This window comes from Arthrobacter sp. D3-18, assembly GCF_054408525.1.
In genome coordinates, this window is sequence record NZ_CP096440.1 from 1,857,454 (window position 1) to 1,882,638 (window position 25,185).

The window sequence follows — 25,185 nt, forward strand, 5'->3', positions numbered from 1 at the left end:
GGCTTCCCGTTGCAGGGAACCGTTAGTGGCTGTTGCGGTAGCCGGTGGGGGAGTTCCCGAATGCTGCCCGGAAGATCCGGCTGAAATGGGCTGCGTCGGTGAACCCCCACCGGGCTGCGATGGCAGTGACCGGTCGATCTGCCAGGACCGGGTCCCTAAGATCGCGCCGGCATCGTTCGAGTCGTCGTTGCCGAATGGAAGAGGCCACGGTGGTCCCGATTTCCTGGAAGAGATCATGCAGGTGTCGCGTCGAGATGTAGTGGGCTGCGGCGATGGTTCCCGGGGAGAGCTCCGGATCGCCGAGGTTGGCTTCAATGTAATCGTGGATGCGGCCGAGCAGCAGGAGGTGGGGATCCCGGCCGGTCTCGATCAGCTGGTCGAGTTCACCGTTGAAGAGTGTGGTTACCAGATCCAAAGCATTGTGAACCAGCCGGAGGCCATTGGTGCCCGAGAGGGCTTCAAGGTTGTCAGCCACTTTCACCAGGAACGGGCTGATCAATTCGCCGAGGCCCTCGTCGCCCGGAATGCGCAAGGCAGTGACATGGCCCATGGCCTCGGCCGGCAGATCCAGCAAAACGTGCGGGAACATCAGCACCAAGGTGCGGAAGTCGTCGTCGAACGTTAACTGATACGGGCGGGAGGTGTCGTAAATAGACAGGTCGCCGGGACGTAACACGGCTTCGCGTTCGTCCTGAACCAGGCGACCCGATCCAGCGAGTTGGATGCTGAGTTTAAAGAAGCGCCCTGTGGACTTAGCAATCAGCTCCGGAGTGCGCATGACCGTATGAGGCCCGGCAGTAATCTCCACCACGGAGATCTGCCCCAGCACCCGGGAACGCATGGTTCCGTGGAAGGCTGCCCCTTGGAGTGAAGAACTGCGCGGTCCCGTTGCCAACAGGGGCACGAAGGAAGTGGATATTGCTTTGCTCCACTCCTGGAACGACTCCGCCACGATGGTTTCCACGGTTGCGGGGCCCGTATCAGCCGCGACGGTCATCAAACTCCCTTTCAATGGCCCCGCAGGCGCCGTTGACTTCCCGGCTGTAATGCCGATAACGCGGACGTGAGCTTGCCCACGATTCTACACCGGGGCCCACGCGCCGCCGTGCTTGCGTGCAGCGACAAATACCCTGCCGTGTGAGACAAGTCACGCACGCTTCCTGCGGTGGAAGATTGCGGAATGACAGACACCGTGCCGTGCAATCTCCCGCGGCACCGAGGCAGGAGCACACTATGAGCGTGGATAACCCCGTCAAGGGCAGGACCGCCGGAACAGTCGGCAACAAAAGGCGGCTCGGCGTACCGGCAGTGACCTTCATGATTATCGCGGCCTCCGCACCGCTGACCGTGCTGGCGGGAGGCGTGACCACCACCTTCGCGGTCACCGGCGTGACCGGCGTGCCGTTGTCATTCCTGCTTCTGGGCGGAATCCTGGCGCTGTTTGCCGTGGGCTACGCGGCAATGAGCCGCTACATCACCAACGCCGGCGCCTTCTACGCCTACATAGCGCAGGGCATTTCCAGGCCCGCCGGTGTGGGGGCATCGCTGATTGCACTCATGGCCTACAACCTGATGCAGGTGGGCATTTACGGGTTGTTCGGCTTCACGGTCTCCTCGCTCCTGTCCGCGCGGCTTGGCGTCAGTGTTCCCTGGTGGATCCCGGTGCTCGTCTGCATTGCAATCGTCGGATGGTTGGGTGTGAACAGGGTGGACCTGTCCGCAAAGGTGCTTGGTGTCCTGGTGGCCCTCGAATTCCTGGTGGTGATCGTGTACGACATCGTCAGCCTGGCTGTGGCTCCGGAAGGCATCAGTGCAGTGACTTTCAGCCCCGAAAGCCTCTTTGTTCCCGGGATCGGCGCAGTCCTCTCCTTCGGAATAGCCGCCTTCATGGGCTTCGAATCCGCTGCAATTTACGGTGAAGAATCCAAGGACCCCAAACGAACAGTCGCAAGGGCAACGTTTGCAGCTGTGGGAATCATTGCCGTGTTCTATGCCGTCTCCGCCTGGGCAATGACCGTAGGGGCGGGACCGTCCGCCGTTGTCGAGGCGGCTACTACCAACGGACCGGATATGATCTTCGCTTTCCTCGGCGCCCACGGGGGCCAACTGCTCAGCGACATCGCCCAGGTTCTCTTTGTCACCAGCCTTTTCGCCGCACTCGTTAGTTTCCACAATGCCGTAGCGCGTTACTTCTTCTCCCTCGGCCGCGAGCGCGTCCTGCCTTCGGTGCTCGCCAAGGTGAGGGCGGAAAGCGGGGCACCGTTCGCCGGTTCGCTGGCGCAAACGGTGATCGCCGCCGTCGTAACGCTTGGCTTCGCGATTGCCGGTGCGGGTTCCGAACTCGGTGAACTGTACCCCGTGCTGACCATGTTCACTTGGCTGACCAATAGCGGTGCCATGGGGCTGGTGCTGCTGATGACCGTGGTGTCGGTAGCTGTGATCGGTTTCTTCCGCCGGCAGCAGCACGGGGCGAACCTGTGGGTAAGAGTGATCGCTCCTGGTCTGGGTTTCGTGCTACTTGCCGTTGTCTTTGTGCTCATCCTGGCGAACTTCAACGTTCTGCTGGGACAGACCGAATCAACCGCGGCTACCTTTGTCTTGCCGATGCTGGTACTCCTGCCCGGGGTTGTGGGTGTCATGTGGGGCTTGCGCCTCCGGCGCTCGCAGCCGGCCCTCTAGGCCCGGATCGGCCACGGGGCGGAGGACTGATACCTTCTCCGCGTAAAGGAAGCCCCGGCGAGCAGTTCTTGCTCTCGCCGGGGCTTCTTCCGTTGCGTTACATACCCTTGGCCGGGTTCAGTTCCGGCGTGTGGTGAGTGATGCTGACCAAGCGGCCGTGTGCACCGAAGGTGAAGTGCACGGGGTCCGTGCCTGCCTCGTCCCACCCGAAGAGGCTGCCGTGGGACCTGATGGCATGGGGGTCGCGGTGGTCGGCGATGGTCACGGAGCCGCACGGAATGACTTTCTCGCGCCAGGTGAACACGAAAATTCCGGGGCGGATCTGGAACACGGTGTTGGAGTCTGTGTCCGCCAAGCCGCGTTCCGGACCGGCCAGGCATTGCCACGTGTACCAAGTGGGGCTGAGGTAAATGTGCTCGTAAGCGTGGGTTTCGCTGTAGACCCATTCGACGCGGCGGCCGATGAGTGCATGGCTTTCTGCGATTTCCGTACCTGTGATGCTGTGTCCATCGAGGAGCCCGGGGCGGAAATCATGGTGGACGGCCACGCTGGAGGGTGTTGCCCTGCCGAGCGTGGCGCCAATGTAGAGTGCCCGGCCGTGTAAGAGGTCCAACACCAGGGAAACGGCGAGTTCCGGGTCCTGGGGACTCTGCCATTGGGCGTAGTACAACTCCTCGGCTACCAGGAAGGCCTCATAGGTTGAGGTTCCGGCCTGACCGGCCGCGGCCCATTGAACTTCTTCGTCGTCGAAGCTGAACGTCATGGGGCCGCCGTCACCGCGCAGGCAAAATTGTTGTCCCGCCAGGTCTTGCACGGTCGGGGCCTTGTTGGCGTCGAAGCCGGGGGCAAGGCCGTCCAGTGGCAGCCAGTTGGAGGTGTCAAGGAGATTCAGGCTCATGGTTCCTTCTCGTGCTCGAAAGAAGGACCGGACGGTGTGTCCGGTCCTTCTTCGAGTATTTGCTTTACTGTGGCCGTCGTCTTGTGCTGTGCGGCACATCACTTGACGTGAGAGGAAAGGTTCAGGGGGAGGGGTTCAGGCCAGTTGGCTTTCGATCCGTGCAGCACTGGCGGCCAGCGCCTTGCCCACTGCGTCGGCGTCCTGGTCCAGGCGGATATAGACGACGGCGATTGCTGCCGGCCGCCCGCCTGGGATCCGGATGGGGGCAGCGATGGAGGACAGGCCGGCGATGACTTCATCATGGCTGGTTGCGTAGCCCAGGCGGCGTGCCTCGTGAGCTTCGGCGCGGTAGGGGTTCCCTGCTCCTACCTGCTGCCAGCGCTCCTCTGTCATGGTCGATTGGATGGCGATCCCGGGGGCGCCGGTGGCGATGGGGTGGCGGTTGCCCGGGTGCTGGGCGAGGGCGGCACCTGAGTGTCGCGGCTCGACGGTGACCAGGTTGACGCATTCCTGGTGGTCCCACACCGCCACGAAGGCAGTCATGTGCAGTGTGTTCGCCAACTGGGTGAGCTCGGGCAGTGCTGCCGTTTGCAGGTTCCGCGATACTCCGCGGGCCAGGACTGACAGCCCGGGGCCCGGCTGCACACGGCCGGAGTCGTCACGCACCAGCAGCGAGTGGTCCTCCAGCGTCCGCAAAATGCGATAGGCCACGGACCGGTGGACGCCCAGCGCCTCCGTGAGTTCGGCAATGCTGAGGGGGCGTTCAGCTGCTGCCAGAATCTCCAGTGCCCGGATTCCGCGTGAAAGCGTTTGCGACGGCGGAACCTGCGTTGCCGTTTCCGGCGGACCTTTGACGTCGCTGCGGGGATTCATGCGAACCATTCTATGGTGGCCGACACGACAGGGGTCTGTGCTTTGAGTCACAGGTTGTAGTATTCTTTCCTAACTGACCGTTCTGTCGGTTAATGCAAGTCACGTGCCGACCAGTCACTCTCACCCCATGGAGTTCCAATGACCGAAACTTCCACTGTCGATTCACCGTCAGGGCCCAGCACCAAGCGCGAAGAGCGCCGGGTTCTGGCCGGGACGCTGGTGGGCACCACCATTGAGTGGTACGACTTCTTCATCTTTGCCCAGCTGACGGCCACGCTGTTGGCGCCGTTGTTCCTTTCTCCTTTGGAGAAGTCCAACCCGGGCGTCGCCCAGCTCCTGTCGTTCGCCACGATCGGCATCAGCTTCTTGTTCAGGCCTCTGGGTGCTTTCGTAGCCGGGCACCTCGGTGACCGCCTCGGCCGCAAGGCCGTGCTCGTTATGACGTTGGTCATGATGGGTGCTGCCACCGCGTTGATCGGGATGCTGCCCACCTATGCCACCATCGGCGTCTGGGCTCCTATCCTGCTGATCACCCTGCGCGTTGTCCAAGGATTCTCGGCCGGCGGCGAATGGGGTGGTGCTGCACTGATGGCTGTGGAGCACGCGCCCCTCAAAAAGCGCGGACTTTTCGGTGCCTACCCGCAGATCGGTGTTCCGATCGGCATGATCCTGGCCACCGGGCTGTTGTTCCTGCTGCAGTCGGGCATGTCCAAGGAAGATTTCGCGTCTTGGGGATGGCGCGTTCCGTTCCTGCTGTCCGTGGTCCTCATTGTGGTGGGCTACCTGATTCGACGCGCAGTTGGCGAAAGCCCTGTCTTCAAGGAGATCGCCCAGCGAAAGGCTGAAAGCAAGGCGCCCCTGGGCGAATTGTTCCGGAAGAACAAGAAGGAAGTGGTCCTGGCCGCGCTGATCTTCATCGCCAACAACGCCGCTGGCTACTTGTTGATTGCCTTCTTCATCTCCTACGCCACAAGAACGTTGAAGATGCCCACGCCCCAGGTTTTGCTGGCCACTACCATCGCTTCCTTCGGGTGGCTCATCTTCACCATGGTGGGCGGCTGGTTGTCGGACAAGATAGGCCGCGTCAAGACCTTCCTCATCGGCTACGGCCTGGTCTTTGCATGGATGATTCCCATGTTCGTGCTGATTGATTCCAAGGACATCGTGCTCTACGGAACCGCGTTGTTCGTCCTCACCATTGGGTTGGGTCTGTCCTACGGTCCGATGTCCGCCATGTACGCCGAGATGTTCCCGGCCCAGGTCCGCTATTCGGGAATTTCCATCGGGTACGCGTTGGGTGCAATTTTGGGCGGCGCCTTCGCTCCGCTCATTGCCCAAGCACTCCTGGACACCACCAAGTGGTCCGGCTCGGTGGGCATCTACATCATGGTGCTGTGCGTCATCTCTGCCATTGGCGTGATCCTGGCCAAGGAAACCCGCGGCCGGCCGTTGGGTTACAGCGTCCACCACTAGAAGCTGCAACAAAGTAAAAAGAAGGGCGCGGTCCATGGGACCGCGCCCTTCTTTGCGTCCATGCAGGACTCTTCGTGTTCATGGAGGACGGCGGCTACTTGCGGCCGCTGGCCTCTGCAGCTTCAAGTTGACCTACGACGTCGTCGTCCGACAACTGCTCGAAGCGTTCGTAAAAGGCGCCAACCGCATGGAACTTGCCGGGAGTGTGCAAGGCCATCACAAAGTCGCAAACCCGGCCCAGCGACGTCGAGGCTTCCAGTGATGCCACCGGTACTGCGGCGACAACTGTGCTGGCGCCGCCCGCCCGGACCGCCTCCACGGCTGCCCGCATGGTGGCTCCCGTAGCCAGGCCGTCGTCGGCCAGCACCACGGTCTTTCCGCGGAGATCGTGGCCTATACCCGGGTAGCGGTTGGCGCGACGGATAAGTTCGGCACGCTCATGCGCTTCCACCGCATCCAAGGCGGACTGGGAAATGCCGTGGGCGAGAACAAGCTCTTTCAAGGGCCTGTTGACGATCCGCAGGACGTCCCCCTGGGACCACGCCAAGGCTCCGAAAGCGGTCTCGTCACGCCCCGGTATGCCCAGCTTGCGGACCAGCACAGCGCCAAACGGCAAGTACAGTTCTGCGGCTGCGGCTGCCGCTACCGGGACTCCGCCACGGGCCAGGCCCAGGACGATGGTATTGGGCCGCTCCCTCAGCTGGGGGAGTCCTTCAGCCAGGCGTCGACCGGCTTCCGCGCGGTCCCTAAAACGCATGCCCATCTGCTCCACTTCCACGTAATTCGTTGCACTCCCAAGCCTACCGTCCGGACCTTGCCCGGTGGCGCCCCCGCTGAAAGCATGGCCTTGTGAACAAGCCCATCGGATATTGGATCAAAAGGCTGGACGCCGCGTTGGAAGTCCAGCTGGACGCCACCTTGGCCAGGATCAAGCTCACTAAGCGCCAATGGCACACCCTGGGCACTCTTTCGGAGGGTGCCCTGTTGCCGGATCAGCTGGAGGACATCCTGCAGCCGCTGTGGGGCGGCGATGTCCGGCTACGCGAACGGGAACTTGCGGCCTTGGTGGGGCGTGGAATGATCACCATGATCGATGACAGGCTGGCACTGAGCGAACGGGGTCGGGAAAAATACCACGAGGCTCAACGAGTGGTGGAAGAAGCGCGTCAGGACTTGTCCATGGGCATCGGCATCGACGAGTACGCGATGGCCCTCAGCGTGCTGGAACGCATGAGCCTTAACGCTGAGCGACTGGCCCGCTGACTGCTACACCCCGAGGAATTCGACGGCGGCTTCCTTGAACGCCCGGCTGGTTATCACATTGGTATGGGTGCGTCCCGGAATCACCAGAGTCTCCACCATGCCTCCGCGCTTGCCGGCGATGGACGCCAGCTCCGGCATGGTAGCCGCCCGTTCGTCCTTCTCTCCGGCTACGAGCAGGAGGGGCATGTGCGGGGCGGCCTCCGCGGGATCAAAGGGCTCACCCTTGATAGCCTCGATCAGCGACAACATGGCGAACAGGTTATTGCTTGGAAGCATCTGGGCCATCTTCAGCAGCCCGGCGGTGGAGGCGTCCCCGATGGGCGTGCCATCGGCCAGGTGCCGCTGGGCAGCAACGAGGTCGAAAGCTGCCAGCGGATCTGCCGAGCTCGGCCCACCCAGGACGATGCGGTGAACCAGGTCCGGCTGGGTGGCGCCGAATTCCCAAGCCAACCGCGAACCGAGCGAGTATCCGATGACGTCCAGTCCCGTGGACGGGTCGCCGTCGCGCAAGGGCCGGGCACCGGCGTCGGTCACTATTTGGAGAAGGTCAGCGCGGATGCGGCTGGGCGTGTACGAATCCAGGTCCTCGGGGGAGTGGCTCCGGCCGTGACCCGGCAGGTCTACCGTGACGACCCGGCGGCCGGCATCCTGCAGGGTGGTGATCCACCCGCTGTCCACCCAGTTCAGTTTGGTGGAAGAAGAGAAGCCGTGGATCAGCAGGACAGGGCGCAGGCCGGCATCGGTGGCCGGCTCGTGAACTTCCACGAACAGCCCGGGGTCCGTTCCCTCTACCGTGTGCCTGTGCTGTTCCATGGTGTGCCTGCCGGTCATCATGTCAGTCCTCATCGAGTACGGCGCTCAGGCGGACCCGGCGCTTGGGTGCTTCGTCCTTGGGAACAGTGCCCACGATTCCGGCGGTGTCATCCGGAACCTCGAACACAATCAGCGGCTCGCCAACGTTGATGGTGTCACCGGGCGCTCCGTGAATACGCACCACTTTACCCGCCTGCGGGCTCGGCAATTCGAGGGCCGATTTCGAGGTTTCGAGCTCCACGATCGGTTGGTTGCGTTCCACCTGCTGACCGGGCTCCACCAGCCAGTCCAGCACGGTTGCCTCAATGAGGCCCTCACCGAGGTCGGGGAGCGGGAAGGAAATTTCAGCCACGGCGGTACTCCAGTACGCGTTGGATCCCAAAGAGGATGCGGTCGATGTTGGGGATGTATTCGTCCTCCAGGTCTCCGGAGGGGTAGGGCACGTCGAAGCCGGTCACGCGTTCCACCGGCGCCTTGAGCGTTGCGAAGCAGCTCTGCGTGATGAGTTGGGCCACCTCGGCACCCAGGCCCGAGGTCAGCGGCGCTTCATGGACGACGACGGCGCGGCGCGTCTTCCCGACGGACCTCGCCAGGGCTTCTGCGTCAATCGGTTTCAGCCAGCGCAGGTCCAGGACCTCGACGTCGATGCCGTCCTCGGCCGCAAGCTCAGCAACCTGCAGGCAGCGGGAGACCATGGCGCCCCAGGCAACGAGCGTGAGGTGACGGCCTTCCCTGGCAACGCGAGCGCCGGTGAGGCTGTCGCCGTTGGATGTGCAGCCGTCGTGGGCTGCCTCACCGGGCACTGTGGTGGTGACGTCCACCGGACCCTTTTGCCAGTAGCGGGACTTGGGCTCCATGAAGATCACCGGGTCCGGCCGGGTGGCAGCGTACTTCAGCAGGTGGTAAGCGTCGTGCGGGTTGGAGGGGGAGACCACCTTGAGCCCGGGAACGTGGGCGAAGAGCGCCTCCAGGCTCTCGCCGTGGTGTTCCGGTGCGCGGATACCGCCGAAGCTGGGCACGCGCAACGTGATGGGCATGGGCAGTGTGCCGCGGCTGCGGTAGTTCATCCGGGCGATTTGGCAGACGATCTGGTTGATGGCCGGGTAGGCGAAACCGTCGAACTGGACTTCGGGAATGGGGTGGAAGCCCGCCATTGCCAGGCCCACGGACATGCCGAGGATGCCGGACTCGGCAAGGGGGGTGTCGAAGACGCGTGCCTCGCCGTGTTTCGCCTGGAGGCCGTCGGTGATGCGGAAGACGCCGCCCAGCCGCCCGCAGTCCTCGCCAAAAATGACGGTCTTGGGGTTCTCAGCCAGGATCTCGTCCAGTGCGCGGTTGAGTGCTTGCTGCATGGACAGCTGCTGAACGCCGGCAGTAGCGGTGTTCGCGCTGTTGTCCGTGATTCGCAGATCGGTGATGGTCTCAGGCATGTTCGGACTCCTCGCGCCACGTGGTGGCTTGGGATTGAAGGGCTGGCGTTGGTTCTTGGAAGACCAGGCTGAACATTTCGGCGCCGGGCCTTGGACCCAAATCCGCTATGCCTGTCCGGACGGCTTCTTCCTCTTCTTCGGCCAAGCGCTGCGCCTCTGCGAAGAAGGCCTCGTCGGCCACTCCTTCGGCGAGGAGTTGCTGCTTGAACCGCTCCAGCGGATCCTCCCCGGCGTCGAGGCGTTCCTCCTCCAGCGTGCGGTAGCGGCCGGGATCGTCGGCGGTTGAGTGCGGACCGCGGCGGTAGGTCATGGCTTCGATGACCACGGGTCCGTTGCCCGCGCGGCAGTGCGCGAAAGCGGAACGAGTTGCTTCAAAGACGGCAACGACGTCGTTGCCGTCCACCTGCAAGGAGGGGATTCCGTAGCCTGCGGCGCGAGCTGCGACGGAGCCGCCGGCAACCTGGCGTTCCGTGGGCACGGAAATGGCCCAGCCGTTGTTCTGGATGAAGAAGACCACAGGGGCCTTCATGACTGCGGCGAAGTTCATGGCTTCGTGGACATCGCCCTGAGAGGAGGCGCCGTCGCCGAAGTATGTCATGGCTACGCCCGTTTCACCCGTAGCGTGGCCGGCCAGGGTCTGGCCGTGGGCCCAGCCAACAGCGTGCAACACTGACCCCGCCACCACGGCCTGGATGGGTGCGAACCGGGATTCCAGCGGGTTGTACATGCCGCCGTGCCATGTGGCCTTGTGCGTGGACATGTAGCCCACCATGTCCAGGCCCATCGCCCGGGCAACACCCATCTCGCGGTAGGTGGGGAAGACGAAGTCCCTGGTCCGGTCAACGGCGTAGCCGCTGCCCACCTGCGCGGCCTCCTGGCCGAGTTCCGGCGCGTAGCCCGGGATGATCCCTTGGCGCTGCCAGGCCACGGCTGAGGAGTCCAGGTGCCGGACGGCTGCCATCAGGGTGTACAGCTCACGCAGTTGCTGGTGGGTGAGCGGGGCGGCGTCATCATCGACGGCGGCCAGCACGGGATTTGTAGTCATGGCTGTGACCCTAGTCACCCGATGAGGGTATGCGCAATCAGCTCAGTTCAAACGAAACGGTTTGTACAATTTGGGCAAACAAAGAAGCCCTGCACAGTACAAACTGTGCAGGGCTTCTTTGTGTCGATAGGCAGTTGGTTACTCGACGGATGTGGAGTGTTTGGCAGCCTTTGACTTGGCATTAATGAAGCAGCCCGCGGCTATGACCAGGATCAGGATGAATGTTCCGATCAGTTGACCGGCACTTTCGGGGTTGGCGAAGCCCACCACCAGGATGAGGCCCAGCAGGACGAGGCCGACGATGGTGAGGAAGGGGAATCCCTTCATGCGCAGCGGCAGCTCTGTGCCGTCCCGGTCCGCCCTGCGGCGCAGGATGAACTGCGACACCAGTGCGGTACCCCAGACCACCAGGCAGGTGGAGCCCACGAGGTTCAGCAGAGCCGGCAGGATCTTCTCCGGGAACAGCAATTCAAGGACCGTGGCGATAAAGCCGAAGGCAACCGAAATTCCGACGGCGGCAACGGGAACCTTTGAGCCGCTAAGGCGGGACAGGAAGCGGGGAGCTTCCCCGCGCTCCGAGAGGGAGAAAATCATGCGGGAGGCGCCGTAGAGATTGGCGTTGAGGGCGGACAGCAGGGCAACGACTGCTACCAGGGTGATTGCCGCGCCGGCACCGGGGATTCCCGCAAGGTCCAGCACGCCGGCGAACGGGGACTTCAGGCCCTCCGAGCCCACGGGAAGAACGGCTGCGATGACAAACACGGAGCCGATGTAGAAGACCAGGATGCGCCAGACCACCGTACGGATGGCCTTGCCCACACTGTGGGCAGGGTTCTCGGTTTCGGCGGCAGCAACGCTGACGATCTCGGTTCCACCGAAGGCGAAGATCACTACGAACAAGGCGGCGGCGATGCCCCCGATGCCGTTGGGGGCGAAGTCGCCAAACGCCGAGAATCCGGGGGAGGGGGCGTTGGGCAGCCAACCGAACAGCAGGGCTGCGCCGATCAGCAGGAAGATGACAATAGCGGCCACCTTGAGGATGGCAAACCAGAATTCGAACTCGCCGAAGTTGCGGACGCCCACCAGGTTGATGCCCGTGAAGACCACCATGAAGACCAGCGCGAGGACCCAGACGGGGATGACGGGCCAGATGGAGAACAGCAGTCCGGCCGCTCCGATGGCTTCGGCGGCAATGACCACTACCAACTGGAGCCACCACAGCCAGCCGATGGTTCCGCCGGCGGTCTTGCCCATGGCTTTCTCTGCGTACACGGAGAACGCGCCGCTGTTCGGGTTTGCGGCTGCCATCTCTCCGAGGGCCCACATGACCAGGATGATCAGCGTCCCGGCGACGAGGTAGGAAATAAGCACTGCGGGACCAGCGGCCTGGACGCCCGCCCCTGAACCGAGGAAGAGGCCTGCGCCGATTGCACTGCCGAGCCCCATCATGGTGAGCTGGCGCGGTTTGAGTGAATGGCCGAGGCCGGATGTTGGGGCGGGAGCCGCGATGGACTTCGTTGTCATACGTGTCTACCTTCTATGGATTACATGCTGGTTTGGCGTGCTGGCCTCATGGGCTTGGCACGCAGGCGTCGACGACGCAGCAAGAGCCGTGGAATAATTCTCGCAGTTTGTAAGATACATCACTTTTTGCTGTAGCGATGTGATGGGTACGGATCCCCGGGGACAGGAACTTTGATGCTGGTCGATGCGCTTGATGCAAAAATTGTACGTTTCTTCACTGATTCACCGCGATCCTCAGTGCTGGAGGCCTCCCGCGTGCTCAGGGTCGCCAGGGCAACGGTGCAGTCCCGGATTGACCGGATGATTGAGAACGGGGTGATTGGTTCCTGGGTTCCGCAGCCGGATCCGGCCAATTTTGGTTTTCCCGTGGTGGCGTTCTGCTCGGTGACCATCACACAGGAGATTGGCCACGATGCCATCATCGAAAGCCTGAGCGCCATCCCGGAAATTATCGAGGTCCATACAGTCACGGGAAACTCGGACCTCATGGTGAGGATCGCGGCGCGGTCCAACCCGGATATGCAGCGGGTGCTCGATGCCATGATCGCAACCAAGTCGGTGGTCCGGTGCTCATCGGTCATTGTCCTGAACAGTCACATCCAAGGCCGCACCCTGCCGCTGATGGAAGCGGCCGTGAAAATAGTGTGACGTAAAGCATTTTGCTCACCACCAATTGAGCCGTACCATTAGTTCTAGTCAAGATGACTTTAACTAATACTCCTGCTTCAAGGGGAGCATTCAGGACGGCGATAAAGCGAGGTGAACGCCGTGAACACCAACTCAGCGAACGTAGCCGAGCGGCGTCTCGCGCCGCCGTCGTTGGCTATTTCAACGGTGATTTTCGCGCTCCGCCCCAGCGAGAAATCCGGACGTCCCACCTTGTGGCTCCCGCTGGTCCGCCGCATCCGTGAGCCTTACAAAGACATGTGGGCGCTCCCGGGCGGGCCATTGGCCCACGATGAATCGCTCCAGGACGCAGCCTCACGGAACCTCCGCGAGACCACCGGCCTGGCTCCCCACTACCTTGAGCAGCTCTACGCTTTCGGCGGCCTCCACAGGTCACCCACCCAGCGGGTCGTGTCCATCGTGTACTGGGCGTTGGTCCAACCCACCGAGGCCGCCCTCGCAGACGAATCCGAGAATGTGCGCTGGTTCCGGGCGGATCGGCTCGGCGAGCTTGCCTTTGACCACAACGCAATCGTGGACTACGCCCTGTGGCGGCTCCGCAACAAGATGGCCTATGGGTCCATTGCGTACCACCTGCTGGGAGAGTTCTTCACGCTCGCGCAAGTCCGCGAGGTCTACGAGGCCGTGCTGGACCGCCAGCTCGATCCCGCAAACTTCCGCAGACACGTCAAGGCGACACCGGAAATCGAAGAAACCGGTGAATACCTCCAAGGCGGAAAACACCGCCCACCACGCCTCTACCGCTTCACCGGCACGCCCGGCCTCGGGCCAGACAACAGGAGTACACCATGAGCAGCGTCAACACTGCCGTCCAGCTGATCACTCGCGAAGAAGCCGAGAAGGGCCTCTCCCGCGCAGGGTCCACGTGCAGCCCGGCCCTGGCCAGGGGCCCATGGGAGTACGACCTTGCCGAGTCCCTTGCTGGTGAGCCCGCCTACGGCCCGGGCGCCTCAAGCGACGACGTTGCGCCCAAGGCCACGCCCCGCCAGGGTCAGCTGCCGGAAGAGTACAAGAAAGCCACCGACGCCGAACTTGACGCCCGCATCCGGTCGGCCAAAGCGACACTCGGGGACCGCGCGGTCATCTTGGGCCACTTTTACCAGCGTGACGAAGTCATCCAGTACGCGGACTTCGTAGGCGACTCGTTCCAGCTTGCCAACGCAGCACTAACCAAGCCGGACGCCGAGGCGATCATCTTCTGCGGGGTCCACTTCATGGCCGAGACAGCGGACATCCTCTCAACGCCTGAACAGGCTGTGATCCTGCCGAACCTCGCTGCAGGTTGCTCCATGGCGGACATGGCAGATGAAGACTCCGTGGAGGAATGCTGGGAGCAGTTGGAGGAAATTTTCGGCACGGAGGCGGACGCATCCGGCCGTGTGCCCGTCATCCCCGTCACGTACATGAACTCTTCCGCTGCGCTCAAGGCGTTCTGTGGGCGCAACGGTGGAATCGTCTGCACCTCGTCCAACGCCAAAGTGGTCCTGGAATGGGCCTTCGAGCGCGGTCAGCGGGTCCTGTTCTTCCCCGATCAGCACTTGGGCCGCAACACCGCCAAGGCACTGGGCGTCCCGCTGGAACAGATGCCCATGTGGAACCCGCGCAAGGAACTCGGAGGCAACGACGAACAGGCGCTGTTGGACTCCCGCGTCATCCTCTGGCATGGCTTCTGCTCAGTTCACAAGCGCTTCAACGTGGGCCAGATCGAAAAAGCCCGGCAAGACTTCCCGGGTGTCAACGTGATCGTCCACCCCGAGTGCCCCATGGAGGTAGTGGACGCCGCCGACTCCGCCGGTTCCACCGACTTCATCAAGAAGGCCATCGCTGCCGCTACCGAACCCACAACGTTCGCCATCGGCACCGAGATCAATATGGTGAACCGGCTCGCCGCCGAAAATCCGCAGCACACCATCTTCTGCCTCGATCCCGTGATATGCCCGTGCTCCACCATGTACCGCATCCACCCCGGATACCTCGCCTGGGTCCTGGAGGAACTCGTGGAAGGACGAATCGTCAACCGCATTACCGTGGACGACTCGGTGCAGGAAAACGCCAGGATTGCCCTGGAGCGCATGCTGGCGGCCAAACCGGCCTAAGCAGGCCAACACGCCTAACCACCACACCCAACCAGGCATTTCACACCGGACTAGCCGAATCGAGCCTCACATGACTACAGCGAGCGTTGCTGGAGGGTCTGCCCCCAAGCGGCTAATCGTCGTCGGAAGCGGAATTGCAGGACTGTACTCCGCCCTGCTGGCCGCTGAAGCCGGTGCGGAAGTGGTGCTGCTGACCAAGGGTGCGCTCGCGGACAGCAACACCTATTACGCCCAGGGTGGGATCTCCGCTGTGTTGGACGAGCCAGCCCCCGGTGACACGGTGGCTGCGCACATCGCTGACACCCTCAAAGCAGGGGCAGGCCACTGCAACGAAGAAGCAGTACGGGTGTTGTGCACCGAGGCGCGGCTGGACATCGCCGGGCTTGGACGGTTCGGCGTGCAGTTCGACCTCGATGACGACGGCGACCCCGCCTTGGGTCTCGAAGCCGCCCACTCAGCTCCGCGCATCCTGCACGCCGGCGGCGACGCCACCGGCGCCGGTGTGGCGGCCGCGCTGATCAGGACAGTCCTGGATTTCCAGGCCGCGGGCAGGATCCAAGTCATCGGGCACGCCCAGGTCACTTCGCTCTCGTTGGGCGGACCGCAGGGTGGCCGCGTGGTGGGAGCGAATTTCCTCCACGACGGACGTCACCTCGGTGTACACGGCGACTCCGTCCTCCTCGCCACGGGCGGAGCCGGGCAGCTTTTCGCCCAAACCACCAATCCTGCGGTTGCTACAGCAGATGGTTTGGCGCTCGCATGGCGTGTTGGAGCCGCGGTTGCAGACCTTGAGTTCTTCCAGTTCCACCCGACATGCATGGTGCTCCCGGCCGAGGCCAGGGAAGCAGAAGGGAACAACGACCCCCTGCTGATCTCCGAAGCAGTGCGGGGCGAAGGTGCCATTCTGGTGGATGCCAACGGGCTCCGGTTCATGCCCGACTACCACCCTGACGCAGAACTCGCGCCCCGGGACGTCGTCTCCCGGAGCATCGCCCTGCACTTGGCCAAACTCGGTGACCCCAACGGCCACGTGTTCCTCGACGCCACCGTGATCGAAGAACAGCGAGGCCAAGGCTTCCTGGCCAAGCGCTTCCCCACCCTCAGCAAACGGACGCGCCAGGCCGGTGTCGACTGGACCCGGCAACTCGTTCCCGTCGCACCCGCGGCCCACTACTGGATGGGCGGTGTGGTCACAGACCTTCACGGCCGGACATCTGTTCCCGGGTTGCTGGCTGCGGGCGAAGTCGCTTGTACCGGGGTCCAAGGGGCCAACCGGCTGGCCAGCAACTCCCTGCTCGAAGGCCTCGTGTTCGGGCGCAGGGCTGTTGAGGGGTTCGTTGGGTCGACTAACGGAGTCCCTCTGCGTGCTAACTCGGCCGCGGGCGGCCTCGCTTTTACGCACGCTGCCGGGACCCCGCCAGCCGACCAACAAGACGCCAGCTCTCACGCGACAACGGCGCTGTCGGGGCCTCCGGAACTACCGGTTGTTGACCGCGCCCGTCCGCTGTCGGGGCCTCCGGCGCCGCTGCTGGAAAGTGTTACCTCCACGCACTCGCCGGACGCTTGGGAGTTGGAGTTGGATCCGGTGCCTGCTCCGGTTTCCTGGGAGTTTGAGTCTTTGCCGGGGCCGGGTGCTCTTGAGACGTCGTTTGGGCAGGCGGGGGTGTTTTCGCGGGGGGCTTTGCGACGGTTGATGACTGCAAAGGCCGGGGTTTTGCGCAATGGCGGCCTGCTTCGGGAGGCTGGTGTCTCTTTGGCTGCTTGGGCGCGGGATGTCCGGCCGTTGAATGTTCCGGATTCCCTTGATGTCCGGGAGCATGAGGATTCCAATTTGATGTTGGCGGCACAGTTGCTCGTCCACGCTGCCCGGGAGCGGCGGGAGTCGCTGGGAGCGCACTACCGAAGTGACAGCGTAAGCGCACCAGCCGCCGTCGAGGATTTTGATAAGCGTTACACCATGAGCCGGAAAGCGAGCCTCGTCAATGACTAACCTGACCCTCCCCGCAGCCCCCGTCCGGGACATCCTGGAACGGGCATTCGCGGAGGACGCACCCAGCGGCGACATCACCTCGCAACTACTGATTCCCGCCGATGCCCGGGCGACCGCCGTGCTGAACGCGCGCGTCCCGGGAGTCTTCAGCGGCGGTACCGTTTTCCACGACGCCATGAAGCTTGTGGACCCGGACACCGAGGTGGAGCTCCTGCTCGCCGACGGTGAAGCCTTCGACGCCGGAACCCACCTCGCGCGGGTCAGCGGCAGGGCCCGCTCAGTGCTGCTTGCCGAAAGAGTCGGCCTGAACCTGGTGCAGCGGATGAGTGCCATCGCCACGAAGACCGCGGAATTTGTGAGGCTCGTGGAAGGAACGCGTGCGCGGATCACAGATACCCGCAAGACGACGCCCGGACTTCGTGTCCTGGAACGCTACGCGGTGCGCTGCGGTGGGGGAGCGAACCACCGCTACAGCCTTTCCGATGCTGTTCTGGCCAAGGACAACCACCTGGCCGTCATGACCGGAGGCGACTCCACCAAGCTGACCGAGCTGCTGGTTGCCGCCAAAGCCCAGCTCGGCCACACCACACACTTCGAAGTCGAAGTGGACAGGGCCGAGCAGATTGAACCGGTGCTGGCGGCCGGAGTGGACACCATCATGCTGGACAACTTCTCCCTTGAGGAGCTCCGGGCCGGAGTCAAGCAAGTGGACGGGCGGGCCATCGTGGAAGCCAGCGGCAACGTGAACATTAACACCGTCACCGAAATCGCTTCGGCGGGCGTGGACGTCATCTCCATTGGAGGCCTGACCCACAGCGTGACCGCGCTCGACCTCGGCCTCGACATCGAACTCAAAGCCACACAGAACTGAAGGCGTTCCGCCATGATCTTCCTTGACGCCGCAGCCACCACTCCGGTTCGCCGCGAAGCCCTCGAAGCCATGTGGCCATACCTTAGCGGAGAGTTCGGCAACCCCTCCAGCCACCACAGCCTGGGCGAAGCGGCAGCAGCTGCGCTCGCAGAGGCCCGTTCCGGCGTCGCGAAGGTCCTGAACTGCCGTGCCGGCGAGGTGACCTTCACCTCCGGAGGCACGGAAGCGGACAATCTTGCCGTGAAGGGCATTGCGCTGGCCCGTCAGGCGGCCGACCCATCGCTGAACAGGGTGGTCATCAGTGCAATCGAGCACCCCGCGGTGGAAGAGTCGGCCCGCTACCTGGAGCGAGTGCACGGGTTCGCCGTGGACGTGCTTGCGGTCGATGGAGAAGGCTTGGTGTCGATCGACGACCTGCGGGCGACGTTAAGGCCCGAAACCGCTTTGGTCAGCGTCATGTACGCCAACAATGAGATCGGAACCGTCCAGCCGATTGCTGCCTTGGCGGCTGTGGCACGGGAGCACGGCGTGCCTTTCCATACTGACGCGGTGCAGGCCGCCGGATGGTTGCCGCTGGACGTTAAGGCGCTTGGCGTGGATGCACTGAGCATGTCCGGACACAAACTTGGTGCGCCCAAGGGATCCGGTGTCCTTTTCACCAAGGGCCGCCTGCGGATGGAACCTCTCATTCACGGTGGCGGCCAGGAGAGGGCAAGGCGCTCTGGCACGGAGAACGTGGCCGGAGCCGTGGCACTGTCCACGGCGCTAAGGCTCTCCCACGCCGAGCAACCCGAACAGGCTGCGCGGGTTTCCGCTCTGAGGAATCAGTTCATCGATCAGATCCTCGCCACCGTTCCGGACGCCTTGCTCACGGGGCACCGAAGCCAACGGCTGCCTTCAGTAGCCTCTTTCTGCTTCCCGGGCACCAGCGGCGAGTCGGTGCTGCTTGAGCTCGAGCGGCTTGGGGTGGTGTGTTCCAGTGGCTCGGCCTGCGCGGCAGGATCGGACGCGCCCTCGCCGGTGCTGGTTGCCGTCGGCATCGCCCCTGAAACGGCACAAACTGCGGTGCGTTTCAGCTTCACGTCAACTGTCACTGCCGCCGAACTGGAACAGGCAGCCCTTGCCGTGGAAACCGCCGTCGGACGTGTCCGGAATCTGGCGGCACCTCAGCCAGGCTAGCACCGGCGGCCGGGCTGGTTACACGTGCCGGGCTCGCCGAAAAATCCAATGCCGCAACAAGGTAAACCGAACGGCCGTGGCCACGAACCCGGACAATGTAGTGGTCCAGAGCTCCTCCGTGACGGTGGCTTCCGGACGGAACAAGTGCAGGACGCCCAGGCTCCCGCCGGTAATGACCAGCGCAATGCAGATCACGATCACTCCACTCAGGTGGTCCTGTGCCCGCTTCTTACGGCCAGTAATTTTGAATGTTAGACGGCGGTTCAAGGCCGTGTTCATCAGCGACGTCAGGATCAGTGCCACAGCGTTGGCCAATTGGGGATCAATCCAAGGACGCAGCAAGGCATAGATGGCCAAGGAACTTGCCGTGCATACGACACCAACCCCGGTGAAGCGGATCACTTGCCGGACCACCGGGTACTTCAGGATGCCGCGATGCCGTTTGCGTTGGAGTTTAGGGGAGGGAGACGGGCGCAGCTCAGTGGCGTCCGCGGCTGTCTCCATACCTTCAAGCCTGACACACTATGCAGGCAGGTCCTCCCAGGAAGCGCCTGTGACGGGGTTGTGAAGCTCGCCGATTCCTTCCACCTTGCACACCACGGTGTCGCCGGGTTGGATTCGCGCACACTCTGCGGGGAACCCTGAGAGCACAAGGTCGCCGGGTTGGAGGGTCATGAACGAGGTCAGATAGACCATGATCTCGTCCACTTTCCAGCCGAGATCAGCTGAACCGGCGGTCCTGAGGGCGTGGCCGTTGTGGACAATGCCGATTTCAAGGTTCGAGTCATCCAGGTCCGTGACTATCCACGGGCCGACCGGGGTGAACGTGTCCTGGCTTTTGGCGCTGATCCAGAGTTCGTCGGTCTTCTGGAGGTCTCGGGCGGAGACATCATTGCCGATGGTGTATCCAAGGATTGCCGACCTCGCCGTTGCCAGGGTCAAACCTCGCGAGATACGCCCGACGACGACGGTCAGTTCAGCTTCCGGATCCACGTAACCCACGGTGGAGCTCAATTGGATTGCTTCGCCGGGTCCGATCACGCTGGATGCTGCTTTGTGGAAGGCCTGGGGCGGCAGGTCACGGCCAGGCTGACCGGTGTTGTGAGCCATGCCGAAGACGTTGACAGGTACCGACGGGGCCAGGAAGGTGAACGCGTCTTGGCTGACCACATCGCCAAGCTCCCAGCCCTCCGTGGCAGGACTGTTGGCGTTCGCCCTCGATCCCGGGAAAGGGGAGTCCACTACGGTCCACTGTGTTCCGGCGAACGAGTCGAAATCCGTGGCGTTGTTGGCCACGAAGAACTGCTCGTCCGGTGCCTGCGGCGAGGTGGGCCGGACACGGGCGAGGCGATGGGGAAGCGGCGAAGTCATGATGACATCCTACGTCCTCCCTGAGCTTCACCCTGCGTTGCGAGGCCTGTTTTACGCCCTTCGACACAATTTTGGCGCGCAGAGCGGGCCTTCCAACGCGTCAGCTGAGGGGCGCCGACCCGAACGCAACGCTGAAGCGGTCACACCATAGGACCACAGACGTCAGTCCGGCGACGTCGGTCCCAGGAGGGATGGCGTAGTTGTGGTTGCCGTGCGTGGCTTTGATTGCACCCAGATCCACGTATCGTCCGGAACGGTACTTGAACCAGTCACCGCCGGCCTCCAGGCTGCTCAACCAGACTTTAACGTCGGGCCCGTCGCTGCTGGCCAGGTTCTCGAGTCGTAGCAGATGGCTACCGTCGGCGAGCTTCACCAGATGGGCCGTGCCATGTGTCTCATGCTCCTGGGATTGGAAAGCACCCGAGCTCAGAATCAGCGGAGCTGCGGGGACGGGCGGGGTGGGAGCAGGTGCCGTGGGACCGGATGCCGTGGGCGATGGTGTGCCTATGGCTGCGGGCTTGTCGGCAGGTTCCGAGCTCGTGGAAAACGGTGCAGCTGGCAGGGCTTCGTTGAGGCTGCTGCTGGTGAAGAGGCGCCAGGGCTGGAACAGTGCGGCCCCCACCACTACCGTTGTAAGGATCACCAAACCTGCCACCGACGCAAGGATCCTGTGGGTCCGGACCACTCTCCGGAACCGGTTCAAACTCCACAGCGTGTTCATGCTCCAAGGCTAGGCTTCCCCGTACCGCTGTGGGTGCTCCATTGCTTACGGTCCGATGACGCGTTGTCAGAACTCGTCGGCTAGCCCAGATAAAGTTCCCCCACAGGTACTTCTGCCGCCAAGCGGTTTGCGGGTCCAGCCAGCGGGCACGCCCAAGCTTCGTTGTAGGCGCACGACGGGTTGTACGCAAAGTTGAAATCCAACACGAGCTCTTGTTCAGCGCCGGTTCCGCGCGTCCCATGGAACGAGCCTTTGACTGTGTCCAGCAGGTATCTTCCCGCTCCGTAGCTTCCGCCATCTTTTCCTGCTGTGGAATCACGGAAGGGCACGAAGATGCCGCCGCCATAGCTCCGTAGCCGCCAGGCCGCCAGGGAGCCCAGCCCGGGTAGCTCAAGCGTGCCGATCCTTGTAAAGGGCACCACGCCGTCAGTCCCTGTTTCGACGTTCATCTCCTGACCGGCTCCTTCGGGGGATAGTGCGGCGTACATCCGAAAGGAGGGATCGTAGTCAGCGGTTCGCAGCCCGGAAAATGAGGCTTTCATGCCCGCGGTCAGCGCTGAAGCAGGATGGGTAGCGAACATCAGGTCCCGTTCCTGTCGCCAAAAGACATGCGCGTCGAACGGGTTGGTGGCTGCGAGTTGACGCACTTTGTCGTAGAGAGCGAACGTCCGCAGGCGCCAGTCGGCAATATCAACCGCTGACATAGTGGGGATGTCGTCCTCGAAATAGTCCTGCTGATCGGGAGCCATACCCTCAGCCTAGTCCTGTGCGTGTCGCGGGATCGTCGCAGCTAGGCTGGGCTAATGAAGGGCATCCTGAACCTGCGCCGCATTCCGATGCGGTTCGCTGCCGTGGTACTGGCGGGTTTCGTACTCGCGGCCACCACCTCCTGCTCCGCTGAAAACAAAGGCCCGCGAATAACCTCCACGGCCACCTCCCAGCCCAACAGTTCGGAATCAGGGACAGGCACTGCGGAAAGCACGACGCCGGCAACGGGCACCGCGGCCAGCTCGCCATCCGTATCCCCTGGCGCAGACGACAGCGCGTCGGCCAGCGCGGAACCAAGCCCGGCCGCAACGGCGGTGTCTTGGAAGACGTACACGGACTCCGCCAAAACCGTCAGCTTTGAGCTACCGCAGGAGTGGATAGCCCAATCGGTGACGCCGGAGGCAGGCTCGCTGGCCCATGCCGTGAAGGTGGAGGTCAAGGATGCTGAAGGACGCTACATCGCCACCCTCCAGACAGGCCTGCCTTCGGCTGCGCCCGTTGCATGCCCCGCCGGGCAGGCGCGCCCGTACGTCGTGATCAGCAGCGTTCCCTTGGACGTCCCGCACTCGGATGGCCCTGAGACCATTGATCCGCGTGTGGTTTTCCGCGTAGTCCAGGGTTACAAATTTTTCGGCTCCTACGGCATCACCAACATGGTGGCGGGTGCTGACGGACAGTCCTGCGAACTGAGGAATCGTGTTCAGGGCCCTGCCGGAAAAGGCGATATCTCCTTTGGGGATGTCCTGGCGATCCATGCCTTCGCCGCTGACGAGAAGGTGGCACCGGCCAAGGCTTTCGATACTCTGGACCTGGCCGCGAAGTACGCGGTGCACGGACCTGAATTCGCCAATGTCCAACGGATGCTACTGTCTCTGAAGGTCAATCTGTAGTCCTTCGATTGGCTGATTCACACATACGGCGGCGATAGGGATGCCCGCCGCAACCCACCCCGGAGATCAATGGAACGCAATGTTGCTGCCTCGCTCGTTTTCAAGACTGCAGCCAACACCAAGGTGGCCATGGCCATAGCTGTGGCCAACAACCTTGGCTACGACGCAGTGGAGGAAACCCTGTCCATCACCATGGATGGTGCTGAGGTTCCCTTTGCCGAACTCAGCGACCACCATGGCGGCCGCTTCCACTACCTGGAGTTCACTGAGCCCAGCGAAGTGACAGTGGACTACCGGGCAACTGTTCATGGCTCGGGAGAGCCGGATACGTCGAGCCCGATGGAACTCATCAGGTACGTTCGACCCAGCCGGTACGCGGAGTCAGACAGGTTGCTGCCTACTGCCTATGCCGAGTTCGGCAGCCTGCAAGGTCCCGAACTGCTTCAAGCGGTACGCAACTGGGTGAACGGGGAATTGCGATACGTCAGCGGTTCGTCGCGTGGAACTGACGGAGCCGTGGAAACCCTGCTTCATCGGAAAGGCGTGTGCCGGGACTTCGCCCACCTCGCCATCGCCCTTTTGAGGTCCAAGGACGTTCCTGCACGCCTGGCAGCGGTGTATGCTCCAGGGCTGAGTCCCATGGATTTCCATGCTGTTGCCGAGGCACACATCAACGGAGCCTGGCACATCATCGACCCCACCGGACTCGCTCCCCGCGAATCCATGCTCCGCATTACCGCCGGACGCGATTCATCGGATACGGCGTTCCTGTCCACCGTAGGCGGCAGCCTGACCCTGAAAACACTCAAGGTCAGTGCGTCGGTCAACGGAGAGCTCCCGGTGGAGGACCCCCGGGAGCTCGTCAGCTTGCGTTAGTGCCCGCGAATTACGTTAATGACCAGCTACCGAGGCGCGGAGCTTCTCGGTCAGCCGCAAAAGCTCCCGCTGTTCCTCAGCTGTGAGCGCAGGCGCCACCAGGTGCGCGATGTCCCGCACATGTTCGCGGCCGATGGTTTTTTGAAGCTCGCTACCCGCTTCGGTGAGTGAGAGCAGGACTCCGCGGCCGTCGTCGGGCGCTGTTGTTCTTTCCACCAAACCGCGCTTCTCCAAACGGTCCACCAAGCGGCTCAGGCTGGACTGGCTCAGCAGGACCTTGTCGTTGATTTCATTGAGCCGAAGCTGGCCCGAAGGGCATGTGGACAACGTGAAGAGCACATCGTATTCCTTGACGGGCAGGGTCTTGAATGCCGGTCCCGACTGCAGCTTCCGCATCACCGCCACCTGGGAGCGGAACAACGACTCCCAGGTTTCGGCGGCGAGGCGAACGGCGGAGGACGCCGAGGGGCTGGACATCAGGCGTCCTGCCCCGCAGCGCCAGCGGTAGCGGATTCGCTGACCGTGGCTTCCAACGTGGCGGCGACGCGTGAGGCGTGCGTCGGTGCGTCCGGAACGTGCGCTGGCTTCATGGCGGCGTATTCCTTGCGGAGTACCGGCAGGACTTCTTCGCCGAAGAGATCCAGCTGCTCCAGCACAGTCTTCAGGGGCAGGCCGGCGTGGTCGATCAGGAACAGCTGCCGCTGGTAGTCACCGAAGGCCTCGCGGAATGTCAGCGTCTTCTCGATGACTTCCTGCGGGCTGCCCACGGTCAGCGGAGTCTGCGAGGTGAAGTCTTCCAAGGACGGTCCGTGTCCGTAGACCGGCGCGTTGTCGAAGTAGGGACGGAACTCCTTGACGGCGTCCTGCGAGTTCTTCCTCATGAAGAACTGACCACCAAGGCCAACAATTGCCTGGTCTGCCTTGCCGTGTCCGTAGTGCTCGTAGCGCTCGCGGTACAGGCCGATCAGCTGCTGGTAGTGCTCCTTGGGCCAGAAGATGTTGTTGGCGAAGAACCCGTCGCCGTAGTAAGCGGCAACTTCTGCGATCTGCGGCGTGCGGATGGAGCCGTGCCACACGAAGGGGGCCACACCGTCGAGCGGCCGCGGTGTCGAGGTGAAGTTCTGCAGGGGTGTGCGGAACTTGCCGGACCAGTTGACCGTGTCCTCATCCCACAGCTTGCGGAGCAGGCTGTAGTTCTCGATTGCCAGTTCGATGCCATCTTGGATGTTCTTGCCGAACCAGGGGTACACCGGTGCTGTGTTGCCACGACCGAGGACCAAATCCACGCGGCCATCGGAGAGATGCTGCAGCATGGCGAAGTCTTCGGCGATCTTGACTGGGTCATTGGTGGTGATCAGGGTGGTGGCCGTGGACAGCGTGATGCGCTCGGTCTGGGCCGCGATGTAAGCCAGGGTGGTGGTGGGCGAAGAGGAGAAGAAGGGCCGGTTGTGGTGCTCGCCCAGGGCATAGACATCCATGCCGATTTCTTCCACCTTTTTGGCGATGGCAACGGAGGCTTTGATGCGTTCGTTCTCCGTGGGCGTGTGGCCCGTGGTGGGGTCAGTGGTGATGTCGCTGACGCTGAATACGCCGATCTGCATGATGTGCCTTTCTCCCTGCCCGAGGTCCCGGGCTCTGTAAACAGTGTACCTCAAACTAGATGCATTTGCATGTATCGGCATCTGTAACAGGGCAGGGCCGGGAATTGTTCCCGGCCCTGCCTATCGAGGGGTTAGTG

26 protein-coding genes are annotated in these 25,185 nt (G+C 62.9%); 11 read left to right on the forward strand and 15 right to left on the reverse strand.

Annotated features, from left to right (window positions below):
- Positions 1 to 22: 22 nt before the first annotated feature.
- The gene (locus M1D89_RS10770; protein ID WP_498650408.1) at positions 23 to 997 is read right to left on the reverse strand and encodes an AraC-like ligand-binding domain-containing protein; all 975 of its coding nucleotides are present in this window, start codon (positions 995 to 997) and stop codon (positions 23 to 25) included.
- 236 nt (positions 998 to 1,233) lie between these two features.
- Between M1D89_RS10770 and M1D89_RS10775 the strand changes: the two genes are divergently transcribed.
- The gene (locus M1D89_RS10775) at positions 1,234 to 2,679 is read left to right on the forward strand and encodes an APC family permease (protein WP_498650410.1); all 1,446 of its coding nucleotides are present in this window, start codon (positions 1,234 to 1,236) and stop codon (positions 2,677 to 2,679) included.
- A gap of 97 nt (positions 2,680 to 2,776) precedes the next feature.
- Here the strand turns inward: M1D89_RS10775 and M1D89_RS10780 are convergent, their stop codons facing one another.
- Positions 2,777 to 3,577: a MoaF C-terminal domain-containing protein gene (locus tag M1D89_RS10780; RefSeq protein ID WP_498650412.1), complete on the reverse strand. Its 801-nt coding sequence runs from the start codon at positions 3,575 to 3,577 to the stop codon at positions 2,777 to 2,779.
- A 135-nt stretch (positions 3,578 to 3,712) separates the two neighbouring features.
- Positions 3,713 to 4,459, reverse strand: coding sequence for an IclR family transcriptional regulator (locus tag M1D89_RS10785; RefSeq protein ID WP_498650939.1), 747 nt, complete (start codon positions 4,457 to 4,459; stop codon positions 3,713 to 3,715).
- A 129-nt stretch (positions 4,460 to 4,588) separates the two neighbouring features.
- Here M1D89_RS10785 and M1D89_RS10790 point away from each other — a divergent pair, with 129 nt between their 5' ends.
- Positions 4,589 to 5,923, forward strand: coding sequence for an MFS transporter (locus M1D89_RS10790; protein WP_091468291.1), 1,335 nt, complete (start codon positions 4,589 to 4,591; stop codon positions 5,921 to 5,923).
- 94 nt (positions 5,924 to 6,017) lie between these two features.
- On the opposite strand, the gene M1D89_RS10795 is transcribed toward M1D89_RS10790, so the two are convergent.
- Entirely contained in the window at positions 6,018 to 6,686 is a 669-nt protein-coding gene (locus M1D89_RS10795) for a phosphoribosyltransferase (protein ID WP_498650415.1), read from the reverse strand.
- Positions 6,687 to 6,772: 86 nt separating this feature from the next.
- Between M1D89_RS10795 and M1D89_RS10800 the strand changes: the two genes are divergently transcribed.
- A complete protein-coding gene (locus M1D89_RS10800; RefSeq protein ID WP_498650417.1) occupies positions 6,773 to 7,186 on the forward strand; it encodes a winged helix DNA-binding protein in 414 nt (137 codons plus the stop codon).
- Between the two features lie 3 nt (positions 7,187 to 7,189).
- Here the strand turns inward: M1D89_RS10800 and M1D89_RS10805 are convergent, their stop codons facing one another.
- The 5 genes from M1D89_RS10805 to M1D89_RS10825 all read right to left on the reverse strand — a co-directional run bounded on the left by M1D89_RS10805 (position 7,190) and on the right by M1D89_RS10825 (position 11,998).
- Positions 7,190 to 8,020, reverse strand: coding sequence for an alpha/beta fold hydrolase (locus M1D89_RS10805; protein ID WP_498650419.1), 831 nt, complete (start codon positions 8,018 to 8,020; stop codon positions 7,190 to 7,192).
- 1 nt (position 8,021) lies between these two features.
- Positions 8,022 to 8,351, reverse strand: coding sequence for a biotin/lipoyl-containing protein (locus M1D89_RS10810; RefSeq protein ID WP_498650421.1), 330 nt, complete (start codon positions 8,349 to 8,351; stop codon positions 8,022 to 8,024).
- Positions 8,344 to 9,429, reverse strand: coding sequence for an alpha-ketoacid dehydrogenase subunit beta (locus tag M1D89_RS10815; protein ID WP_498650423.1), 1,086 nt, complete (start codon positions 9,427 to 9,429; stop codon positions 8,344 to 8,346). Before M1D89_RS10815 ends, M1D89_RS10810 begins: the two co-directional genes overlap by 8 nt.
- Positions 9,422 to 10,474 (reverse strand): thiamine pyrophosphate-dependent enzyme, encoded by a 1,053-nt coding sequence (locus tag M1D89_RS10820; protein ID WP_498650425.1) that lies wholly within the window; start codon positions 10,472 to 10,474, stop codon positions 9,422 to 9,424. Before M1D89_RS10820 ends, M1D89_RS10815 begins: the two co-directional genes overlap by 8 nt.
- A gap of 138 nt (positions 10,475 to 10,612) precedes the next feature.
- The gene (locus M1D89_RS10825; protein ID WP_498650427.1) at positions 10,613 to 11,998 is read right to left on the reverse strand and encodes an amino acid permease; all 1,386 of its coding nucleotides are present in this window, start codon (positions 11,996 to 11,998) and stop codon (positions 10,613 to 10,615) included.
- 174 nt (positions 11,999 to 12,172) lie between these two features.
- Between M1D89_RS10825 and M1D89_RS10830 the strand changes: the two genes are divergently transcribed.
- The 6 genes from M1D89_RS10830 to M1D89_RS10855 all read left to right on the forward strand — a co-directional run bounded on the left by M1D89_RS10830 (position 12,173) and on the right by M1D89_RS10855 (position 18,821).
- Positions 12,173 to 12,646, forward strand: coding sequence for an Lrp/AsnC family transcriptional regulator (locus M1D89_RS10830; protein WP_498650429.1), 474 nt, complete (start codon positions 12,173 to 12,175; stop codon positions 12,644 to 12,646).
- A gap of 111 nt (positions 12,647 to 12,757) precedes the next feature.
- A complete protein-coding gene (locus tag M1D89_RS10835) occupies positions 12,758 to 13,477 on the forward strand; it encodes an NUDIX hydrolase (protein ID WP_011775198.1) in 720 nt (239 codons plus the stop codon).
- Complete coding sequence (nadA, locus tag M1D89_RS10840; protein WP_498650432.1) at positions 13,474 to 14,781, forward strand: quinolinate synthase NadA; 1,308 nt, start codon at positions 13,474 to 13,476, stop codon at positions 14,779 to 14,781. The genes M1D89_RS10835 and nadA overlap by 4 nt, the downstream gene beginning before the upstream one ends.
- 70 nt (positions 14,782 to 14,851) lie before the next feature.
- Positions 14,852 to 16,771, forward strand: coding sequence for an L-aspartate oxidase (locus M1D89_RS10845; RefSeq protein WP_498650434.1), 1,920 nt, complete (start codon positions 14,852 to 14,854; stop codon positions 16,769 to 16,771).
- Positions 16,764 to 17,642, forward strand: a complete 879-nt coding sequence (gene nadC, locus M1D89_RS10850; RefSeq protein WP_498650436.1) for a carboxylating nicotinate-nucleotide diphosphorylase — start codon at positions 16,764 to 16,766, stop codon at positions 17,640 to 17,642. The genes M1D89_RS10845 and nadC overlap by 8 nt, the downstream gene beginning before the upstream one ends.
- Before the next feature lie 12 nt (positions 17,643 to 17,654).
- Positions 17,655 to 18,821, forward strand: coding sequence for a cysteine desulfurase family protein (locus tag M1D89_RS10855; RefSeq protein ID WP_498650438.1), 1,167 nt, complete (start codon positions 17,655 to 17,657; stop codon positions 18,819 to 18,821).
- Between the two features lie 18 nt (positions 18,822 to 18,839).
- On the opposite strand, the gene M1D89_RS10860 is transcribed toward M1D89_RS10855, so the two are convergent.
- The 4 genes from M1D89_RS10860 to M1D89_RS10875 form a co-directional block, all read right to left on the reverse strand.
- The gene (locus M1D89_RS10860; RefSeq protein WP_498650440.1) at positions 18,840 to 19,325 is read right to left on the reverse strand and encodes a GtrA family protein; all 486 of its coding nucleotides are present in this window, start codon (positions 19,323 to 19,325) and stop codon (positions 18,840 to 18,842) included.
- 18 nt (positions 19,326 to 19,343) lie between these two features.
- Complete coding sequence (locus tag M1D89_RS10865) at positions 19,344 to 20,192, reverse strand: fumarylacetoacetate hydrolase family protein (protein ID WP_498650442.1); 849 nt, start codon at positions 20,190 to 20,192, stop codon at positions 19,344 to 19,346.
- A 100-nt stretch (positions 20,193 to 20,292) separates the two neighbouring features.
- On the reverse strand, positions 20,293 to 20,913 hold the full coding sequence (locus tag M1D89_RS10870; protein WP_498650444.1) for a DM13 domain-containing protein: 621 nt from the start codon (positions 20,911 to 20,913) through the stop codon (positions 20,293 to 20,295).
- An 80-nt stretch (positions 20,914 to 20,993) separates the two neighbouring features.
- Positions 20,994 to 21,662, reverse strand: coding sequence for a DUF1684 domain-containing protein (locus M1D89_RS10875; RefSeq protein ID WP_498650446.1), 669 nt, complete (start codon positions 21,660 to 21,662; stop codon positions 20,994 to 20,996).
- A 54-nt stretch (positions 21,663 to 21,716) separates the two neighbouring features.
- Here M1D89_RS10875 and M1D89_RS10880 point away from each other — a divergent pair, with 54 nt between their 5' ends.
- Both M1D89_RS10880 and M1D89_RS10885 read left to right on the forward strand, forming a co-directional pair.
- The gene (locus tag M1D89_RS10880; RefSeq protein WP_498650448.1) at positions 21,717 to 22,571 is read left to right on the forward strand and encodes a RodZ family helix-turn-helix domain-containing protein; all 855 of its coding nucleotides are present in this window, start codon (positions 21,717 to 21,719) and stop codon (positions 22,569 to 22,571) included.
- A gap of 69 nt (positions 22,572 to 22,640) precedes the next feature.
- Entirely contained in the window at positions 22,641 to 23,447 is an 807-nt protein-coding gene (locus M1D89_RS10885) for a transglutaminase-like domain-containing protein (protein WP_498650450.1), read from the forward strand.
- Positions 23,448 to 23,462: 15 nt separating this feature from the next.
- On the opposite strand, the gene M1D89_RS10890 is transcribed toward M1D89_RS10885, so the two are convergent.
- Together M1D89_RS10890 and M1D89_RS10895 are read right to left on the reverse strand one after the other, a co-directional pair.
- On the reverse strand, positions 23,463 to 23,924 hold the full coding sequence (locus M1D89_RS10890) for a MarR family winged helix-turn-helix transcriptional regulator (protein ID WP_011775186.1): 462 nt from the start codon (positions 23,922 to 23,924) through the stop codon (positions 23,463 to 23,465).
- The gene (locus tag M1D89_RS10895; protein ID WP_498650452.1) at positions 23,924 to 25,048 is read right to left on the reverse strand and encodes an LLM class flavin-dependent oxidoreductase; all 1,125 of its coding nucleotides are present in this window, start codon (positions 25,046 to 25,048) and stop codon (positions 23,924 to 23,926) included. The genes M1D89_RS10890 and M1D89_RS10895 overlap by 1 nt, the downstream gene beginning before the upstream one ends.
- Between the last annotated feature and the right edge of the window lie 137 nt (positions 25,049 to 25,185).

Excerpts from the sequence above, each read along its gene's own strand:
- M1D89_RS10770 (WP_498650408.1), bottom strand. The coding sequence starts at position 997 with ATGACCGTCGCGGCTGATACGGGCCCCGCAACCGTGGAAACCATCGTG.
- M1D89_RS10775 (WP_498650410.1), top strand. The coding sequence starts at position 1,234 with ATGAGCGTGGATAACCCCGTCAAGGGCAGGACCGCCGGAACAGTCGGC.
- M1D89_RS10780 (WP_498650412.1), bottom strand. The coding sequence starts at position 3,577 with ATGAGCCTGAATCTCCTTGACACCTCCAACTGGCTGCCACTGGACGGC.
- M1D89_RS10785 (WP_498650939.1), bottom strand. The coding sequence starts at position 4,459 with ATGGTTCGCATGAATCCCCGCAGCGACGTCAAAGGTCCGCCGGAAACG.
- M1D89_RS10790 (WP_091468291.1), top strand. The coding sequence starts at position 4,589 with ATGACCGAAACTTCCACTGTCGATTCACCGTCAGGGCCCAGCACCAAG.
- M1D89_RS10795 (WP_498650415.1), bottom strand. The coding sequence starts at position 6,686 with ATGGGCATGCGTTTTAGGGACCGCGCGGAAGCCGGTCGACGCCTGGCT.
- M1D89_RS10805 (WP_498650419.1), bottom strand. The coding sequence starts at position 8,020 with ATGATGACCGGCAGGCACACCATGGAACAGCACAGGCACACGGTAGAG.
- M1D89_RS10815 (WP_498650423.1), bottom strand. The coding sequence starts at position 9,429 with ATGCCTGAGACCATCACCGATCTGCGAATCACGGACAACAGCGCGAAC.
- M1D89_RS10820 (WP_498650425.1), bottom strand. The coding sequence starts at position 10,474 with ATGACTACAAATCCCGTGCTGGCCGCCGTCGATGATGACGCCGCCCCG.
- M1D89_RS10825 (WP_498650427.1), bottom strand. The coding sequence starts at position 11,998 with ATGACAACGAAGTCCATCGCGGCTCCCGCCCCAACATCCGGCCTCGGC.
- M1D89_RS10830 (WP_498650429.1), top strand. The coding sequence starts at position 12,173 with ATGCTGGTCGATGCGCTTGATGCAAAAATTGTACGTTTCTTCACTGAT.
- nadA (WP_498650432.1), top strand. The coding sequence starts at position 13,474 with ATGAGCAGCGTCAACACTGCCGTCCAGCTGATCACTCGCGAAGAAGCC.
- M1D89_RS10845 (WP_498650434.1), top strand. The coding sequence starts at position 14,852 with ATGACTACAGCGAGCGTTGCTGGAGGGTCTGCCCCCAAGCGGCTAATC.
- nadC (WP_498650436.1), top strand. The coding sequence starts at position 16,764 with ATGACTAACCTGACCCTCCCCGCAGCCCCCGTCCGGGACATCCTGGAA.
- M1D89_RS10855 (WP_498650438.1), top strand. The coding sequence starts at position 17,655 with ATGATCTTCCTTGACGCCGCAGCCACCACTCCGGTTCGCCGCGAAGCC.
- M1D89_RS10860 (WP_498650440.1), bottom strand. The coding sequence starts at position 19,325 with ATGGAGACAGCCGCGGACGCCACTGAGCTGCGCCCGTCTCCCTCCCCT.
- M1D89_RS10865 (WP_498650442.1), bottom strand. The coding sequence starts at position 20,192 with ATGACTTCGCCGCTTCCCCATCGCCTCGCCCGTGTCCGGCCCACCTCG.
- M1D89_RS10870 (WP_498650444.1), bottom strand. The coding sequence starts at position 20,913 with ATGAACACGCTGTGGAGTTTGAACCGGTTCCGGAGAGTGGTCCGGACC.
- M1D89_RS10875 (WP_498650446.1), bottom strand. The coding sequence starts at position 21,662 with ATGGCTCCCGATCAGCAGGACTATTTCGAGGACGACATCCCCACTATG.
- M1D89_RS10880 (WP_498650448.1), top strand. The coding sequence starts at position 21,717 with ATGAAGGGCATCCTGAACCTGCGCCGCATTCCGATGCGGTTCGCTGCC.
- M1D89_RS10885 (WP_498650450.1), top strand. The coding sequence starts at position 22,641 with ATGGAACGCAATGTTGCTGCCTCGCTCGTTTTCAAGACTGCAGCCAAC.
- M1D89_RS10890 (WP_011775186.1), bottom strand. The coding sequence starts at position 23,924 with ATGTCCAGCCCCTCGGCGTCCTCCGCCGTTCGCCTCGCCGCCGAAACC.
- M1D89_RS10895 (WP_498650452.1), bottom strand. The coding sequence starts at position 25,048 with ATGCAGATCGGCGTATTCAGCGTCAGCGACATCACCACTGACCCCACC.